This window comes from Streptomyces sp. NRRL F-4489 (assembly GCF_001509485.1).
GTDB lineage: Bacteria > Actinomycetota > Actinomycetes > Streptomycetales > Streptomycetaceae > Streptomyces.
Genome location: NZ_LLZI01000242.1, coordinates 17,173 through 33,948, shown reverse-complemented (window position 1 = coordinate 33,948; position 16,776 = coordinate 17,173). Strand labels below are relative to the sequence as shown.

General features: G+C 76.5%; 13 protein-coding genes. 5 read left to right on the top strand and 8 right to left on the bottom strand.

The features are described 5' to 3' along the window. The first annotated feature begins 25 nt into the window (after positions 1-25). Positions 26-889, top strand: coding sequence for a class I SAM-dependent methyltransferase (locus ADL22_RS22960; protein WP_420711591.1), 864 nt, complete (start codon positions 26-28; stop codon positions 887-889). Positions 890-983: 94 nt separating this feature from the next. Here the strand turns inward: ADL22_RS22960 and ADL22_RS22955 are convergent, their stop codons facing one another. After that, positions 984-1,796 carry an alpha/beta fold hydrolase gene (locus tag ADL22_RS22955; RefSeq protein WP_066982924.1) on the bottom strand — a complete coding sequence of 271 codons (813 nt, stop codon included), beginning with the start codon at positions 1,794-1,796 and terminating at the stop codon, positions 984-986. Positions 1,797-1,939: 143 nt separating this feature from the next. Between ADL22_RS22955 and ADL22_RS22950 the strand changes: the two genes are divergently transcribed. Further along, positions 1,940-3,280, top strand: coding sequence for a PLP-dependent aminotransferase family protein (locus ADL22_RS22950; protein WP_066982921.1), 1,341 nt, complete (start codon positions 1,940-1,942; stop codon positions 3,278-3,280). Between the two features lie 70 nt (positions 3,281-3,350). Here ADL22_RS22950 and ADL22_RS22945 read toward each other — a convergent pair whose 3' ends face one another. Continuing rightward, positions 3,351-4,217 carry an AraC family transcriptional regulator gene (locus tag ADL22_RS22945; protein ID WP_066982918.1) on the bottom strand — a complete coding sequence of 289 codons (867 nt, stop codon included), beginning with the start codon at positions 4,215-4,217 and terminating at the stop codon, positions 3,351-3,353. A gap of 114 nt (positions 4,218-4,331) precedes the next feature. Next, positions 4,332-5,354: a glutathione S-transferase family protein gene (locus ADL22_RS22940; RefSeq protein ID WP_066982915.1), complete on the bottom strand. Its 1,023-nt coding sequence runs from the start codon at positions 5,352-5,354 to the stop codon at positions 4,332-4,334. A gap of 314 nt (positions 5,355-5,668) precedes the next feature. On the opposite strand from ADL22_RS22940, the gene ADL22_RS22935 reads away from it, so the two are divergent. Beyond that, a complete protein-coding gene (locus tag ADL22_RS22935) occupies positions 5,669-6,598 on the top strand; it encodes a hypothetical protein (RefSeq protein ID WP_234430816.1) in 930 nt (309 codons plus the stop codon). 136 nt (positions 6,599-6,734) lie between these two features. Here the strand turns inward: ADL22_RS22935 and ligD are convergent, their stop codons facing one another. From ligD to ADL22_RS22915, 4 genes are all read right to left on the bottom strand, one after another. Beyond that, positions 6,735-7,715 (bottom strand): non-homologous end-joining DNA ligase, encoded by a 981-nt coding sequence (ligD, locus tag ADL22_RS22930; protein ID WP_066982912.1) that lies wholly within the window; start codon positions 7,713-7,715, stop codon positions 6,735-6,737. A 153-nt stretch (positions 7,716-7,868) separates the two neighbouring features. After that, the gene (locus ADL22_RS22925; protein ID WP_066982909.1) at positions 7,869-10,217 is read right to left on the bottom strand and encodes an MMPL family transporter; all 2,349 of its coding nucleotides are present in this window, start codon (positions 10,215-10,217) and stop codon (positions 7,869-7,871) included. A gap of 244 nt (positions 10,218-10,461) precedes the next feature. Continuing rightward, the gene (locus tag ADL22_RS22920) at positions 10,462-11,313 is read right to left on the bottom strand and encodes a polysaccharide deacetylase family protein (RefSeq protein ID WP_066982907.1); all 852 of its coding nucleotides are present in this window, start codon (positions 11,311-11,313) and stop codon (positions 10,462-10,464) included. Positions 11,314-11,491: 178 nt separating this feature from the next. Beyond that, positions 11,492-12,592, bottom strand: coding sequence for a calcium:proton antiporter (locus tag ADL22_RS22915; protein ID WP_066982904.1), 1,101 nt, complete (start codon positions 12,590-12,592; stop codon positions 11,492-11,494). A gap of 179 nt (positions 12,593-12,771) precedes the next feature. Here ADL22_RS22915 and ggt point away from each other — a divergent pair, with 179 nt between their 5' ends. Then, on the top strand, positions 12,772-14,580 hold the full coding sequence (ggt, locus tag ADL22_RS22910) for a gamma-glutamyltransferase (protein WP_066982902.1): 1,809 nt from the start codon (positions 12,772-12,774) through the stop codon (positions 14,578-14,580). 139 nt (positions 14,581-14,719) lie between these two features. Next, a complete protein-coding gene (locus ADL22_RS22905; RefSeq protein WP_066982900.1) occupies positions 14,720-16,219 on the top strand; it encodes an amidase in 1,500 nt (499 codons plus the stop codon). Here the strand turns inward: ADL22_RS22905 and ADL22_RS22900 are convergent. Further along, on the bottom strand, positions 16,216-16,770 hold the full coding sequence (locus ADL22_RS22900) for an isochorismatase family protein (protein WP_066982899.1): 555 nt from the start codon (positions 16,768-16,770) through the stop codon (positions 16,216-16,218). The genes ADL22_RS22905 and ADL22_RS22900 overlap by 4 nt on opposite strands. Between the last annotated feature and the right edge of the window lie 6 nt (positions 16,771-16,776).

Here is a 16,776-nt window from a genome sequence, read left to right as displayed (position 1 = left end):
ACGGTGGGGCGCGGTGGCGGAGGCGGTGCCGGTGGCGGACGGGGAGCGTGAGGCGCCTGGGGTACCTGGGGCGCCGACGCTGTTCGACGCCGGTGAAAGACGGGCCTGGGCCGGGCGATCGGCGGCGTACGCGGCGGGGTTCGGCCGGCTGTGCGCGTATACGGTACCGGCGCTGCTGGACGCCGCGGGTGTCACCGCCGGCAGCCGGGTACTGGACGCCGGCACCGGTCCCGGCACCGCCGCCGCGGCGGCTCGCGCCCGCGGGGCCGAGGTGACCGCCGTGGACGCCGAACCGGACATGGTGCGCGCCGCCGCGGCCGCGCTTCCCGGCGCCGAGGTGCGGCTCGCCGCCCTGCCCCATCTGCCCTTTTCGGCCGGGGCGTTCGACGCCGCGATCGGCAACTTCGTGCTCAACCACGTCGGCCGGCCCCGGGCGGCGCTGGCCGAACTGCGCCGGGTGACCCGGCCCGGCGGCCGGATCGCGGTGACCATCTGGGCCGCGCCGCCCGCGCCGGGCCAGGCGCTGCTCGGCCGCGCGGTGCGGGCCGCCGGGGTGGAGCGCCCGGCGGACCTGCCCGCCCTCGCCCCCGAGGACGACTTCCCCCGCACCCCGGCCGGGCTGGCGGAACTGCTGCGCGGAGTCAGCGGGTTGGCCGGGGTGGAGTGCGCCGAGGTGGCCTGGGATCACCGCACGACGCCGGGGGAGTGGTGGCGCGGCCCGGCGGCCGGGGTGGCGGCCATCGGGCAGACCGTGACGTCCCAGGGGCCGGCGGCCACCGAGCGGGTCCGGTGTGCGTTCCTCGCCTTGGCCGCGGAGTTCACGGCGGCGGATGGGCGACTGGTGCTGCCGCACCGGGCGTTGGTGGGATGGGCGAGGGTGGTGGGGTAGGGGGCAGGGTCCTCTGGGGCGCGTCGGCGGGGCGGGCACGCGCCGGCCAGGCGGGCGCGCCGCCCGGTGGCGTGCCGGGCGCCGCCCCCCGGCGTTACGGAGCGGTGGTGGCCGGCAGGGATTGCAGGAAGTCCGCCAGGGCCGCGTTGAACTCCGCCGGCTGCTCCAGGTTGGGCAGATGGCCGGACCGCGGGATCACCACCAGGCGCGAGTCCGGTACCGCCTCGTGGATGTGCCGGGCGTCGGCCACCGGCGTGAACGCGTCGTCCTCGCCCACCACGACCAGCGTGGGTACCGCGATCCCCGGCAAAGTGGGGGTGTAGTCGGGCCGTTCGGCCCGGCCGCGCAGGGCGGCCGCGGCGCCCTCGGGCGGGGCGCCGCGCATCATGCCCAGGACGTGGTCGGCGACCTCCGGCAGCGCGGTGACGTTGTACGGGGCGATCATCTTCGGCAGCGCTTCGGCCGCGTACCCGGCCATGCCCTCCGCCAGCAGCCGTTCCGCGGTCCGCAGGCGCACCGCGCGGCCCTCGGCGGTGTCCGCCGCCGCGAAGGTGTCGGCGAGCAGCAGCGCCCGGATCCGCTCGGGGAACAGCCGGTGGAACTCCATCGCGATCTGCCCGCCCATCGACAGCCCGCCGAGTACGCACCGGCCGATGCCGAGGTGGTCGAGGAGAGCGGCGATGTCCTGGGCGAAGACCGTGAGCGGGGTCTTGCCCGGCACCACCGAACTCCCGCCGTAGCCGCGGAGGTCGGGCACGATCACCCGCATCCCGGCGCGGCTGAAGTGCGCGGTCTGCGGCCGCCACATCGAGCGGTCGAAGGGATGGCCGTGGATGAGTACCAGCGGTTCACCGCTGCCCTCGTCCTCGTACGCGATCGAGATCCCGCCGGATTGCACTGATGCCATGGAACACCCCTTGTCGCCGCACCACCTGCGGCCTTGTTGTGCACAGGAGTTGACGGCTCGATGCTATGAGCGGCATTGTCTCGGCACAATAAAAACAATGTCCTCGGTGCAATCCGGGGTGCAATCGGGGGAGGGGTGCGCACATGACGGGGGACGACTTCCGTGCGATCGCCGAGGAGCTGGCCGCGGCCATCGAGGACGGCCGGCTGCGCCCGGGGGACCGGCTGCCGCCGCTGCGGCGGTTCGCCCGGCAGCGGCGGATCGCCGCCTCCACCGCGCACCGCGTCTACCGCGAACTGGCCCGCCGCGGCCTGACGGTCGGCGAGGTCGGCCGCGGCACCTTCGTCCGCACCGGGCCGCCGCCCGCCGAGCCCGCGCTGGCCGAGCCCGGCGGCCACCGCGTCGACCTGGAACTCAACCTCCCGATCCTGCCCGACCAGCCCGCCCGGCTCGCCGGCAGCATCGCCGACCTGCTGCAGCACGGCGACGCGCTGGCCGCGGCGCTGCGTCCGCCCGGCGCCGCCGGCACCCCGGCCGCCCGGCGCACCGCCGCCGCCCACCTCGCCCGTACCGGCTGGGCCCCCGACCCCGAGCGGCTGCTGTTCGCCGGCAGCGGCCGGCAGGCCCTGGCCGCCGCCTTCGCCGCCCTCGTTCCACCCGGCACCCGGCTCGGCGTCGAAGCGCTGACCTTCCCCGTCGTCAAGGGCATCGCGGCCCGCCTCGGCATCGTCCTCGTCCCGCTGGCGATGGACGCGGACGGTGTCACCCCCGCCGCCCTGCGCGCCGCCGGCCCGCTGCGCGCCGTCTACCTCCAGCCCGCCCTGCACAACCCGCTCGGCACCACCATGCCCGCCACCCGCCGCGCCGAACTCGCCGCTGTACTGCGGGAGTTGGACCTCTACGCCGTCGAGGACGCGGTCTACGGCTTCCTCCGCCCCGACCTCGCCCCGCTCGCCGCGCTCGCGCCGGAGCGCACCGTACTCGTCGACAGCCTCTCCAAGCGGCTCGCGCCCGGCCTGACCCTCGGCTTTCTGGTGACCCCCGAACGCGACGCCGGGCCCGACCTCGCCGCCGCCCTCCGCTCCGGCGGCTGGACCGCCTCCGGCTTCGCCCTGGCCGCCGCGCTCCGCTGGCTGTCCGACGGCACCGCCACCGCCATCGAGGAGGCCAAACGCGCCGACGCCGCGGCCCGCCGCCGGATCGCCGAAGACCGCCTGGCCGGCCACCGGCTCCGCGCCGACCCGCGGTCGTACCACTGCTGGTGGGAACTCCCCGAGCCCTGGCGGGCCGACACCTTCGTGGCCGCCGCCGCCCGCCGCGGTATCGCGGTCTCCCCGTCCGGCGCGTTCACGGCCGGCCCCGGCCACGCCCCCAACGCGGTCCGGCTCGCACTGTCCGCCCCGCCCGCCGACGTCCTGGCCGACGCCCTCGACGTCCTGGCCGCGCTGGCCCGCCGCTCCCCGGAGGACGCGGGCGCGGAGTAGGTCCGCGAGCCGAAAACTGCCACGGTACGGCCGGGCCCCGGCGCGGACGTCGCGCGCCGGGGCCCGGGCCTCACTCCACGGTCCGCTCGACCGGTATCCACAGCTCGGCGGTCGCCGTCGCACCGCCCGGCGCGGGCCGGACGCGCAGGATCTCCGGCCCGGGCCGGCTGCGGTACGGGTTCGACGGGAACCACTGCGCGTACACGTCCGCCCACAGCTGCTGGAGCGCCTGCGGGTACGGCCCGGTGTTCGCGAACACCGCCCACGACCCGGCCGGGACGGCCAGCGCCTCCAGGTCGTCCGGTACCTGACGACTCGTCACCGCCCCGTGCCAGTAGTCGAGTTCGCTGCCCTCGGCGCGAATGGGGTCGAGGTCGTCGCAGACCGCGACGATCCCCTCCGGGTCCTGGTCGGACAGCGCCGCGATCCGCCGCACGGTCTCCTCGCCCAGCCCCTGGACGAACTCCGCGATGGCCGGATTGACCCCCTCGTACACCAGCGACACCCGCGCCTTCCGCCCGGCCACCCGGAACTCGGGCTTCGCGACGATCCGGTATTCCATACTGCTGCTCCCTTCGATCACGAGCCGGAAGGCCATCCGGGGCTGCGAGCGCAGTACCGCGCCGGTCCGCCGGGCCTCGCCCGGCCCCACGCCGTGCACCGCACGGAACGCGCGGGCGAACGCCTCGCCCGACCCGTAGCCGTACCGCACCGCGATGTCCAGCAGCGTCCGCTCGCCGGCCAGCACCTCGGCACCGGCGACGGTCAGCCGCCGGCGCCGCAGGTACTCCGACAGCGGCATCCCGGCCAGCGCGGAGAACATCCGCCGGAAGTGGTACTCCGACGTCATCGCGATCCGCGCCAGCTCCGCCGCCCCGACCGTGCCGCCGAGGTGGCGTTCGATGTGCTCCATGGCCTCGTTCAGCCGCTCCAGCACCCCGGCCTCCTTCCCTTGCGCCGTTCACGCTAAGGAAGGCCCAGCATGCCGGACCCGACTTTCCGTGCCCGTAGCGGTCGGGTCCCGGACCGGCCGGCTCGCACAGCGCGCGGGTCAGGGGCGGCCCCGCGGCGGGACCTCCTCGGCCGGGCGGACCGGGCCCGGGGGCGTGCCGTCGCCGAACGGCCGCCCGCCCAGCTCCTCCCGGTGGTGCGGGGTCAGCCAGCCGGACAGGTCCGGGCCCAGCGGGACGATGCCGGTGGGGTTGATGCCGGTGTGCACCTGGTAGTAGTGCCGCTTGATGTGGTCGAAGTCCACCGTGTCGCCGAAGCCGGGCGTCTGGAAGAGGTCCCTGGCGTACGCCCACAGCACCGGGTCCTCGGCCAGTTTGAAGCGGTTGCACTTGAAGTGGCCGTGGTAGACGGCGTCGAACCGCACCAGGGTGGTGAACAGCCGGATATCGGCCTCGGTGAGCGTGTCGCCGACCAGGTAGCGCCGGTGCGACAGGTGCTCGGAGAGCGCGTCCAGCCGCCGGAAGAGGGCGCCGAACGCCTCCTCGTACTCGTCCTGCCCGGTGGCGAAGCCGGCGCGGTAGACACCGTTGTTGACGTCGCGGTAGACGCCGTCCATCACCGCGTCGATCTCCGCCCGGTGGGCCTCCGGGTAGAGGTCGGGCGCCCCGGGGCGGTGCAGCGCGGTCCACTCGGTGGCGAGGTCCAGGGTGAGCTGCTGGTAGTCGTTGGTGACCAGCTTGCCGCTGGGGACGTCCACGATCGCCGGGACGCTGACGCCGCCCGGGTGGTCCGGCTCCCGGGCCTCGTACGCCTCGGCGAGGTAGCGGATGCCCAGGACCGGGTCCCGGCCGTCCGGGTCGAGGGTGAAGCGCCAGCTGCGGTCGTCCTGGATCGGGTCGGCGATCGCCATCGGCAGCGCGTCCTCCAGCCCGAGCAGCCGCCGGGAGATCACCGCGCGGCTCGCCCACGGGCAGGCCCGGCTGACCACCAGCCGGTAGCGCCCCGCCGCCACCGGCCAGCCGTCGCGCCCGTCGGCGGTGATCCGGTCGGTGAAGTGGCTGCGGGAGCGCTTGAAGGGGGTGCGGCCGTAGGCGCGGTTGCTGGTGCCGCTGTCGTCGGGCATCGCCGGATCCTTCCCTCGGGGCGGGCGCCGTCCCGGAGAGCCTTCCCGCGTCCACGGCGGTATGCAGCGGTATTCCCGGCGCGTCAGCCGCCCGGCGCACGGTGAATCCTGACGGAATGTCCGGCGTAAGCGGTGACGCTGAAGCGGAACGCCGGCGGAACGGCAACCGGAACGCAAGCGGAACCGAAACCCGGAGCGTATCCGGGTCGGTAAGCGTAAGGCGAGGGGAACAGGACCTGAACGGTGCGCGGCGGACCCCGGAAAAGGAATGCCCAACTCACCGGTAAGAGACGGGATGCGCCTATCATCGCCCGATGATCAAACGAGCGATAGGTGTGGTCGTCGCCGGTGCCGCGCTGCTGGCGCCGACGACGGCCACCGCACAGGAGAACGCCCCCGCCCCCGCGTCCCGCCCCGCAGCGGACGCCTGGCAGCGGGTCGGCGACGGCATCACCGCCGGTATCAGCGGTATCGCGGTCGAGGCCCGGCACGGCGCCGCGGTCGACGCCGTCGGCGTCCGCGACAACAAGAAGCCTGGTCAGAACCGCCTCGTCGCGCTGGGCCTGCGCCCGGACGGCGCCCCGCGGGTGCGGCCGCTGGCCTGGGACGGCGAACTGCCGGTGGACCTGGAGGCGATCGACGCGGTGCCCGGCCGCGCCCATGAGTTCGTGGCGCTGGCCAGCAGCGGCACCGCCTACCGCGTCGTCCACGAGAAGGACACCGCGAAGGTGGTCGGGGTATTCCGGCTGCCGGGTATTTCCCCGGACGCCAATTACGAGGGTTTCGCGCTCTCCGTCGTGCACGGCAAAACCGTCGCGGTGTGGGCCGACCGCGGTCAGGACGAGCGTCCGGCGACCCTTTCGGCGGCGGAGTGGAATCCCGCGGACAACTCCTTCGGGAAGCCGGTCTCGGCGGAATTCCGGGCACCGTACCCGACCGAGAACGTCCGCCACGCCTCGGATGTGAAGCTCGCCGCGGACGGCCGGCTGACGGTCTCCTCGGCCGCCGACCCGGGCGACGACGGCCCGTTCGCCTCCGCGCTCTACGACGCCGGGCGGATCACCGTGGACGGTGCCGGCCGGATCCGGCTCGCGGTGTCCCGCACGCCGCACCGGCTCGCCGCGGTCACGGGGCACAAGGTCGAGGCGCTGACCTGTCTGCCCGGGTCGCGTACCGGGATCCTCGGTACGGACGACGAGAACGACGGCGGCTCGGTGGCGTTCGCGGACTTCTGCCGCCCCTGACCGCACCGGGCCAGCCTGACCGGTCCCCGCGCAGCCGCTGCACGGCCGTGCCGTCCCACGGCCGTAGGCGGCCCCGGTACCCGTCGCCGGAGCGCGTTGCCGAAGCCGCCCCGGGTCCCCGCCCCTGCCCGTCCGTTCAGTCCAGCCGGGTCAGATCGGGCCGCAGCCGGTGCCAGACCGGATGCCGGATCCGGCCCGTCGCCGTCCAGCCGGTGAAGGCGATCTCGGCGACCAGCCGCGGCTCGGCCCAGTGCACCCCGGCCAGGTCCACGGGGTTGCTGAACGGCGAACGGTCCGTCCCGATCACCCCGAAGTACCCGGCCAGCTCCCGCCGTTCCTGGTCGGAGAGCCCCGAACCGACCGCGCCCACGAACCGCAGCCCGGCCGGCTCCACCACCCCCGCCAGCACCGACCCCGGCAGGCCGCGCAGCGCCCCGCGGCCCTCCGTCCAGCCGCCGATGACGATGTCCAGGGTCTCCAGGTACTTGGTCTTCACCCAGTCGTCCGACCGCACCCCCGGCAGGTACGGGGAGGTCAGCCGCTTGGCCATCACGCCCTCCAGGCCGCCGCGCCCCGCGGCCTCCCACGCCTGCCGGCCGTGGCCCGCCACATAGCCCGGCACCGACCAGTTCGGCCCGGCCAGCCCCAGTCCGGACAGCACCGCCCGCCGCTCGTGGTACGGCGCCTCCAGCAGCGGCCCGCCCAGATACATCACGTCGAACAGCACCAGCTGCACCGGGATCTCCATCGCCAGCCGGGCGCTGCGGCGCGGGTTGACCACGCCCATCCGGCGCTGGAGCAGCCCGAAGTCGGGGCGGCCCGCGGCGTCCAGCACCACCACCTCACCGTCCAGGACCGTCGGCCGGCCGCGCAGCTGCGCGCCGAGCGGGCCGAGTTCGGGGTAGGCGGCGGTGGCGTCGTTGCCGGCCCGGGTGACGAGCTGGACGGTGCCGTCGCCCGCGCTGTTCACGACGCACCGGGCCCCGTCCCATTTGGCCTCGAAGCCCCAGGCCGCCTCCTCGGACTCGGGCGGCAGCGCCCCGATCACGGCCAGCATCGGCCGGATCACGGGATACGGACGGGCGGCGGGACCGCCGCGCCCGGACGTCGGGGCCATACCACGATGATCGGCGGAGGGCGGGGGCCGCGCAGGACGGGAGCGGCGGGGGCGCGGCCGTATGGGCCCTTCGCGGTACGGCCTCGGCGCGGACGGGCCTGGCGCCGTACGGGCCTACCGCCGTACGGGCCCGTCGCCGTGCGGCCCCGGGGGTCAGGCGCCCGGTGGGCCCGTGCCGGCCAGCGGCTGTGCCGGTTGCGGGGGGCCCGGGGGACGCGGGGAATCCGGGGAGCCCGGCGGATTCGGCCGTTCCGGGGGCTCCGGAGGCGGGCCTTCCGGGCGGTCGGCGCGGGCCGGTTCGTCCCGTGGGGCGCGCGTCGGCAGGAGGTGGTCGAGCCACCAAGGCCGCCAGTGGGCGCGCGGGCCCAGCAGGGCCAGGGCCGCGGGGAGGAGCAGCGGCCGGACGAGGAGCGCGTCGGTCAGGACGCCGGCCGCCAGGCCCACCGCGGCCGTGCGGACGGCCGTCCGGTCGCTGGCCGCGAAGGCGGCGAACACCGCGGCCATGGCCAGCGCGGCCCAGGTGAGCGCGCGGGCGGGGCGCCAGGGTTCGGTGGCGGCGGGGCGGCCCGTACGGGGGCGCGCCGCGCGGACGGCGGCGCGGGCGGTGCCCGTGCCCAGGAGGACCGCGCACAGCACCACCGGGACCCAGGTCTCCACCGGCACCGGCCCCGGGAGCCCCAGCGCCGGTCCGCCCCAGCCCCACTGGAAGAGCGCGACCACCACCCCGTACGACGCGGCGACCGGCAGCAGGCCGGCCACCGCGGTCACCGCCGCGGCCGGGACGCCCCGGAGCACCGGCAGCAGCACCAGGAACGCGAGCCCGGCGCCCGCCGCGAGGAGCAGCGGCAGCCGGGCGGCGACCAGGTCCCGGAACTCCGCGGCGGTGGCGGTGGCCCCGGTGACGTAGGTGTGCGCCTCGTAGCCGCTCACCGCGCGGGGGAGGACGGAGCCGGTCAGGCGGTGCAGGAGCGCGGTGGTGGCGGGGTGCTGTGGGTCGCGCGCGGGATAGGCGGTGGCGGTGAGCACCGCGCCGTCCGGTGAGACCCGCAGCGGGGTGACCGCGGCGGCGCCGGGGATCCGGGCGAGGACCTCGCGGGCCTGGTCGGCGAGCGCCGGGCGGTCCGCCTGGGGGACCGCGGCGCGGTCGATGACCAGGGTCAGCGGCCCGTTCGCACCGGGGCCGAACGCCGCCGCCATCAGGTCGTGGGCCCGGCGGCCGGTGGCCGAGGGCGGGTCCGTACCGGCGTCGAGGTGGCCCGGCCGCAGCGCGCACGCCGGGACGGCCAGCACCACCGCCACCAGCGCCCCGGCGGCGGCCGCGGCCCACCACGCCCGGCGCGCCTGCGGACCGGGGCCGGGCGTTCCCGTGCCCGTGGGTGCCTCAGCAGCTGCCGGCACCTCCGCCCCGCCCCCGCCGTACCGCCGCCCCAGCAGCCCGAGCAGCGCCGGGACGAGGGTGAGGGCCGCCAGGACCGCGGTGAGCGCGGTCAGGGCGAGGGCGGCGCCCAGCCCGGTGACGTAACCGGGCCCGGCGAGCGCCAGCCCGGCCGCCGCGAGCAGCACCGCGCCGCCGCAGACCAGCACGGCCCGGCCGGCGGTCGCCGCCGCCCGGCCCGCCGCGACGGCCGGTTCCGCGCCGTCCCGCAGCAGCCGCCGGTGCCGTACGAGCAGCAGCAGCGCGGCGTCGGTGCCCACGGCGAGGCCGGTCATCGCGGCCAGGGCGGGGGAGACGGCCGGCAGCGGGAACGCGGCGGCCAGCAGGCCCAGGCAGCCCAGCCCGCAGACCACGCCGATCAGCGCGGCCAGCAGCGGCAGCCCGGCCGCCAGGATGCCCAGCGGCCAGGCCAGCAGCACCAGCGCCGCGGCGGCCAGGGCCAGCGCCCGGCCGAGCCGGCCGCCGCCGGGCCGCGCCGCGTCGCCCAGCGCCCCGCCGTACTCGACGCGGACACCGGCCGCCCGCAGCGGAGCCACCGCGTGGTCCGCCCCGGCCAGGACGTCCGGGCCGAGGGCGGTCGGCGGGGTACGGAAGCGCAGCGCGAGGTAGCCGGTCCGGCCGTCGGCGGAGAGCGGTCCGGTGACGGGCGCGGTGCCGCCGGGCTGGGGCTGCGAGGGCGGGCCGGGCGGCGTGAGCGGGTCGCGTACGGCGCGGACGTCCGGGAGGCGGCGCAGGGCGCGGGCGGCGGCGGTGAGCTGGTCGCGGTAGGCGGTCAGCGGCCGGTCGGCGCGCAGCACGACCGTTCCGGCGGGGCCCGCCGCGGTGGGTTCGTGGGCGGCGAGCACCGCCCGGCCCTGGGCGGAGGGGGTGCCGGGCAGGGTGAGGTCGTCGGCGTACGTCCCGCCGGAGGTGTGCTGGAGCACCTGGACGGCGGCCAGTCCGGCCAGCCACAGCACCAGGACGGTCAGGGCGTGCCGGGCGCACCACTCGCCGAGGCGCCGCAGTCTCCCGGCGGGCCGGCGGTTCGGGGGCCGGACGGGCGCGTCCGGCGCGGGCGGCAACGACATGCCTCGCATTCAAGGCGCGTTCGCGCGCGGCGGCATGCCGGGGGAGCGAGACGGGTGGTGGCGGCGCGGCCGGAGGAGGGGGGAAGCCCCGGCCGGACGGGGGAACCCGACCGGGGCGGTCTGAGGGGAAGCAGCCCGTTTTGGGCGCTGCCAATTGAACGATAAACCATCCTCCGGCGTTCCGGCGCACGGGGTGACCGCTGTCACGCGCGGGGCCGGTCCTGACCGCCGCCGGCTCGGCCCCTCAGCCCGGCACCCGCACCGGCTCGTACCCCTGGTCCAGCAGCTCCGGGAGGTACCACTCCAGGGCCTGGACGGTCTGGAGGCGGTCGCCGCCGCCGTCGTGGCAGAGCACGATCGCGCCCGGCCCCAGCTCGTCCAGCACCGTGTCGGCGATCCGCTCCGGGCCGGGGCGGGTCCAGTCCTCGGAGTCCACCGACCAGCCGACCGGCGACATGCCCAGGTCGTTGCAGACCGCCAGCGACAGCGGGTCCCAGTCGCCGTACGGGGCCCGGGCCAGGGTGGGGGCGCTGCCCAGGATCTCCTCGATCAGGGCGCTGGTGCGGCCCAGTTCGGCGCGTACCTCGCCGGGCGGGAGGGCGGTGAGCTGGGGGTGGGTCCAGGTGTGGTTGCCGATGGTGTGGCCCTCCTCGGCGATGTAGTGCAGCAGGTCGGGGAAGGCCAGGGCGCATTCGCCGACGACGAAGAAGGTGGCCCGGGCGCGGTGCCGGCGCAGGAGCTGGAGGATCTCCGGGGTGTAGCGGGGGTCCGGGCCGTCGTCGAAGGTGAGCGCGATCTCCCGGTCGCGGCCGGGGAGGGTGAAGGCGACCTCGGCGCGCGGCGGGGAGGCGCCCGGTCCGGAGCGGGAGGTCTCGCCGGCCATCGCGCGGAGCCGGGGGGCCTCGGGCGTGCCGGTCGCGGTGCCGTCCGTAGGGCCCGTACGGCCCGTCAGGCCCCGGGCCCGCCGGGCGGCCTCCGGCGGCGCCGGCGGGCCGCCGTCCTGGCCGAGGACGAGGCGGGCGGCGGCCAGGGTGCCGATCACGACGCCGGCGCGCAGTACCGTCCGCCGCGCCGCGGTGAGCTTGTCGGAGGTCATCCCCTTGAGCTCTCACGCGGCCGGGGCCGGGCGGCGCAGCGACACCGCGCGGCGCGGCCCGGCTACCCGATCGGCTCCGGCCACCGGGGCCCGCGGTGTGCCATCCGGGTGGCGGTCGTACGTGAACCCGTTCATTCGGGGGCAGTCCGGTCCGCCCCACCCGTTGAAGGACTTACGGTCAAGGACTCACCGCCAGCACCAAATACCCCGCCAGCAGCGCCAGATGGACACCCCCCTGGAGCGGGGTGGCGCGGCCCGGGACCACCGTCAGGGTGCCGACCACGACCGTCAGCACCAGCAGCACCAGGTGGCTGGGGCCCAGGCCCAGGACGAGCGGACCCTTGAGCCAGATCGAGGCCAGCGCCACCGCCGGGATGGTCAGGCCGATACTGGCCATCGCCGAGCCCAGCCCGAGGTTGAGGCTGGTCTGCACGCGGTCCCGGCGGGCCGCCCGGACCGCCGCGATGGTCTCCGGCAGCAGCACCAGCAGCGCGATCACCACGCCCACCACCGACGACGGCAGACCGGCCGCCGCCACCCCGGCCTCGATGGTCGGCGACACCGCCTTGGCCAGGCCCACCACCGCGACCAGCGCCAGCGCCAGCAGGCCCAGGCTCCCCAGCGCCACCCGGGCGGACGGCGGATCGGCGTGGTCCTCGTCGGCGATCACCTCGCCGGCGGTGGTCACCGGCAGGAAGTAGTCCCGGTGCCGGACCGTCTGGGTGGTCACGAACAGCCCGTACAGCACGAGCGAGGCGAGCGCCGCGAACACCAGCTGCGGACCGGAGAACCGCGGCCCGGGCGCGCTGGTGGTGAACGTCGGCAGCGCCAGGCTCAGCCCGGCCACCGTGGCGACGGTGGCGAGCGCCGCGCCGGTGCCCTCGGCGTTGAAGACCGCCACCTTGCGTTTGAGCGCGCCGACCAGCAGGCACAGGCCGACGATGCCGTTGCAGGTGATCATCACCGCCGCGAAGACGGTGTCCCGGGCCAGCGCGGCGCTCTTGTCGCCGCCGTCCGCCATCAGCGTGACGATCAGCGCCACCTCGATCGTGGTCACCGCGACCGCCAGCACCAGCGACCCGAACGGCTCGCCCACCCGGTGCGCGATCACCTCCGCGTGGTGCACCGCGGCCAGTACCGCCCCGGCCAGGAACAGCGACACCACCGCCACCAGCGCGGCCGACAGCGCCCGCCCCCACACCAGCACCAGCAGCACCACTGCCGCGACCGGCAGCACACCGGTCCAGTGCAGCAGGGCGGAACGCGGACGGGCAGTCATACCCCCGAGCCTGGCAGAGACTCCGGGCCGCCGCCCGCCGGCCCGCCCCGCCCGGGCCGCCGCCCGGCACCGGCGCCGGCCCCCGGCACCGCCTCACCACCCCCTGTCCCGGCGGCACTTGCCCCGGTAGGCTCCGCCCCCTGCTGCCCCCTCGCACCGCCCGTGGAGGAAATCCAGGTATGTCCAACGCCCGACGTCTCACCGTCCTGGGAGTCACGGCCGCGCTGGCCGGCTCCCTGATGGCGGCCCCGGCCGCCGCCCGGACCGGCCCCGCACCGGCCCCCGCCGCCCCCGCCAAGACGCCCGTCGCCACCGGCTACGGCGGTGTGGTCGCCAGCGTCGACGCGGACGCCTCGGCCGCCGGTATCGAGGTGCTCCGCAAGGGCGGCAACGCGGTCGACGCGGCGGTCGCCACCGCCGCCGCCCTCGGCGTCACCGAGCCGTACTCCTCCGGCATCGGGGGCGGCGGCTACTTCGTCTACTACGACGCCCGGACGAAGACCGTCCGCACCCTCGACGGCCGGGAGACCGCCCCGCGCACCGCCACCAAGGACCTCTTCCTGGAGAACGGCAAGCCGATACCGTTCGCCGACGCGGTCACCAGCGGCCTGAGTGTCGGTACGCCCGGCACCCCCGCCACCTGGGACAGCGCCCTGAAGAAGTGGGGCAGCCGCTCCCTGTCGCAGGTGCTGCGGCCCGCCGAGAAACTCGCCGAGCACGGCTTCACCGTCGACCAGACCTTCCGGCAGCAGACCGCCGACAACGAGGCCCGCTTCCGCGACTTCCCGGCCACCGCCGCCCTCTTCCTGCCCGGCGGCAAGCTCCCGGTCGTCGGCTCCACCATGAAGAACCCCGATCTGGCGCGTACGTACCGGGAGTTGGGCGCCAAGGGCACCGACGTGCTCTACCGGGGCGCGATCGGCCGGGACATCGTCCGCACCGTCAACAAGCCCCCGGTCCGCCCCGGCGCCTCCCGCACGGTCCGCCGCGGCGACCTGTCCGCCGCCGACCTCGCCGCGTACCGCCCGGTCAGCCACCAGCCGACCCACACCACCTACCGCGGTCTGGACGTCTACGGCATGGCCCCGTCCTCCTCCGGGGGCACCAGCGTCGCCGAGGCGCTCAACATCCTGGAGAAGACCGACCTCTCGCACCTGACCGAGCAGCAGTACCTGCACCGCTACATCGAGGCCAGCCGCATCGCGTTCGCCGACCGCGGCCGCTGGGTCGGCGACCCGGCTTACGAGAACGTCCCGGTCAAGGGCCTCACCTCGAAGCGGTTCGCCGCCTCCCGGGAGTGCCTGATCAACGACCGCAAGGCGCTCACCAGCCCGCTCGCCCCCGGCGACCCGCGCCACCCGGCGCCCTGCCGCACCGCCGGCCCGGCCGCCCCCACGACGTACGAGGGCGAGAACACCACCCACCTCACCGTCGCCGACAAGTGGGGCAACATCGTCGCCTACACCCTCACCATCGAGCAGACCGGCGGCAGCGGCATCGCCGTCCCCGGCCGCGGCTTCCTGCTCAACAACGAGCTGACCGACTTCTCCTTCGCCCCCGCCAACCCGGCGGTGCCCGACCCCAACCTCCCCGGCCCCGGCAAGCGGCCGCGCTCCTCCATCTCCCCGACCGTCGTCCTGCGCCACGGCGAGCCGGTCCTCGCCCTCGGCTCGCCCGGCGGCGCCACCATCATCACCACCGTGCTGCAGACCCTGCTCAACCACCTCGACCGGGGCATGCCGCTGGTGGACGCGATCGCCGCACCGCGCGCCAGCCAGCGCAACGCGGCCGCCACCGAGCTGGAACCGGCCCTGTGGAACAGCCCGCTCCGCGCCCAGCTGGAAGCGCTCGGCCACACCTTCAAGCTCAACCCGGAGATCGGCGCGGCCACCGGTGTGCAGCGGCTGCCGGACGGCCGCTGGCTCGCCGCGGCCGAGAAGGTCCGGCGCGGCGGCGGTTCGGCGATGGTGGTCCACCCCGCGCCGTAACGCCGGCCCGCGGGCGGTGTGTGCCGTCCGTGTGTCCTCGCCGGGCCGCGCCGCGCGGCGTCGTTGCCGCCCCCTGCGGCGCCCTTTAGCCTCCTGGGACCGTTCGTTCGAGTGAGCGGTCCCAGGGAGGGCACCCAGCGTGAGCGTCGACGAGAGCCAGCAGCGCCGGACCGCGCCGGCCGCGGACCGCCCCCGCCACCCGGCCCCGGGCGGCCCCCCGGCCGGCCGGGGGGAGGGGCTCGCCGAGCAGGCCCGGGCGCTGGCCGGCGGCGAGGTCACCGCCACCGCCCTGGTCCGGCGATCCCTGGAGCGGATCGCCGCCACCCAGGACACCGTCAACGCCTTCCGCCGGGTACGCGCCGAGGCGGCGCTCGCCGAGGCCGCGGAGGCCGACCGCCGGCTCGCGGCGGGCGAGCGGCTGCCGCTGCTCGGCGTCCCGGTCGCCGTCAAGGACGACACCGACGTGGCGGGCGAACCCACCGCGTTCGGCTGCGCCGGGGAGTTCCCGCCCAAACGGCGCGACGCCGAGGTGGTACGGCGGCTGCGCGCGGCCGGCGCGGTCATCGTCGGCAAGACCAACTCCTGCGAGCTGGGCCAGTGGCCGTTCACCGAGGGCCCGGCCTTCGGCGAGACCCGCAACCCCTGGAACCCCGCGCACACCCCCGGCGGCTCCTCCGGCGGTTCGGCCGCCGCGGTCGCCGCCGGCCTGGTCCCCGCCGCCCTCGGCACCGATGGCGCGGGCTCCGTGCGGATCCCCGCCGCCTGGTCCCACCTGGTCGGCATCAAACCGCAGCGCGGCCGGATCTCCACCTGGCCGGACTTCGAGTCGTTCCACGGCATCACCGGCATCGGCCCGCTGGCCCGTACGGTCGAGGACGCCGCGCTGCTGCTGGACGCGGCCGCCGGCAACCACCCCGGCGACCTGCACCGGCCGCCGCCGGTCGCGGCCCGCGAGGCCGCCCGCCGGGACCCCGGGCGGCTGCGCGTCGCGCTGTCCTGGCAGACCGCCTTCACCTTCACCCGCAAACCGCTGCACCCCGACGTCCGGGCCGCGGTCACCGCCGTCGCCCGCACCCTGGCCGGCCTCGGCCACCTCGTCGAGGAGGCCGACCCCGACTACGGGCTGATCGGCCTGGCCTTCCTCCCGCGCGCCACGGCCGGCGTCGGCGACTGGGCCGCCCGGGTCCCCGACCCCCGGCTGCTGGACCGCCGCACCCGCCAGGCGGCCCGCCTCGGCCGGCTGCTCGGCGGACCGTTACTGCGCCGGGCCCGCGCCGTCGAACAGCGCCAGCGGCGCCGCGTCGGCGCGCTCTTCGGCCCCTACGACGTGCTGCTGACCCCGACCACCGCGACCCCGCCGCCGCGTATCGGCACCCTCGCCCGGCTGAACGGCTTCCAGACGGACCGGGCCATGATCGCCGCCTGCCCGTACGCCTGGCCGTGGAACGTCCTGGGCTGGCCGGGCCTGAGCGTACCGGCCGGTTTCAGCGCGGACGGGCTGCCGCTGGGCGCCCAGCTGCTCGGCCCGGCGCACGGCGAGCCCCGGCTGATCGCGCTGGCCGCCCAGCTCCAGGACGCCCTGCGCTGGCACGAGCGGTGGCCCGCCGGGTATCCGGGGGGCCCGCCCGGCGCCCGTTAGCCCAGCAGGGCGAGGATCTCCTCCGTGGTGCCGGTCTCGCCCAGGCGCGGGAAGATCCGGCGGACGCTGTTCTCGTGCGCGTCCGGGTCGAGGTCGGTCACCGCGTCGGTGGCCACCGCGACGTGGTAGCCGTGCTCGTGCGCGGCGCGGGCGCTGGACTCCACGCCGATGCTGGTGGCGATCCCGGCGAAGACGGTCTGGGTGACCCCGCGGCGGCGCAGTCCGGCGTCGAGCGCGGTGCCGTGGAAGGCGCCCCAGCGCTCCTTGGTGACGAGCAGATCGCCCGGCTGCCGGTCCAACTCGGGCACCAGCTCGGCCCAGTCGGCCGGTGGCGTGCCGCCGCCCGCCCGCGCGGCCTCGGTGCGGCCCGGCGCGCCGCCGGTGACGTTCACCAGCACCACCGGCAGCCCGCGCTCCCGGAACGCCGCGGCCAGCCGGGCCGCGCGGGCCACGATCTCCTCGGCGGGGTGGACGGTGGGCAGCGCGGTGATGCCCTTCTGGAGGTCGATCAGGACCAGTGCGGTGGTCGGGTCGAGGGTGCTGACGGTCACGGTAAC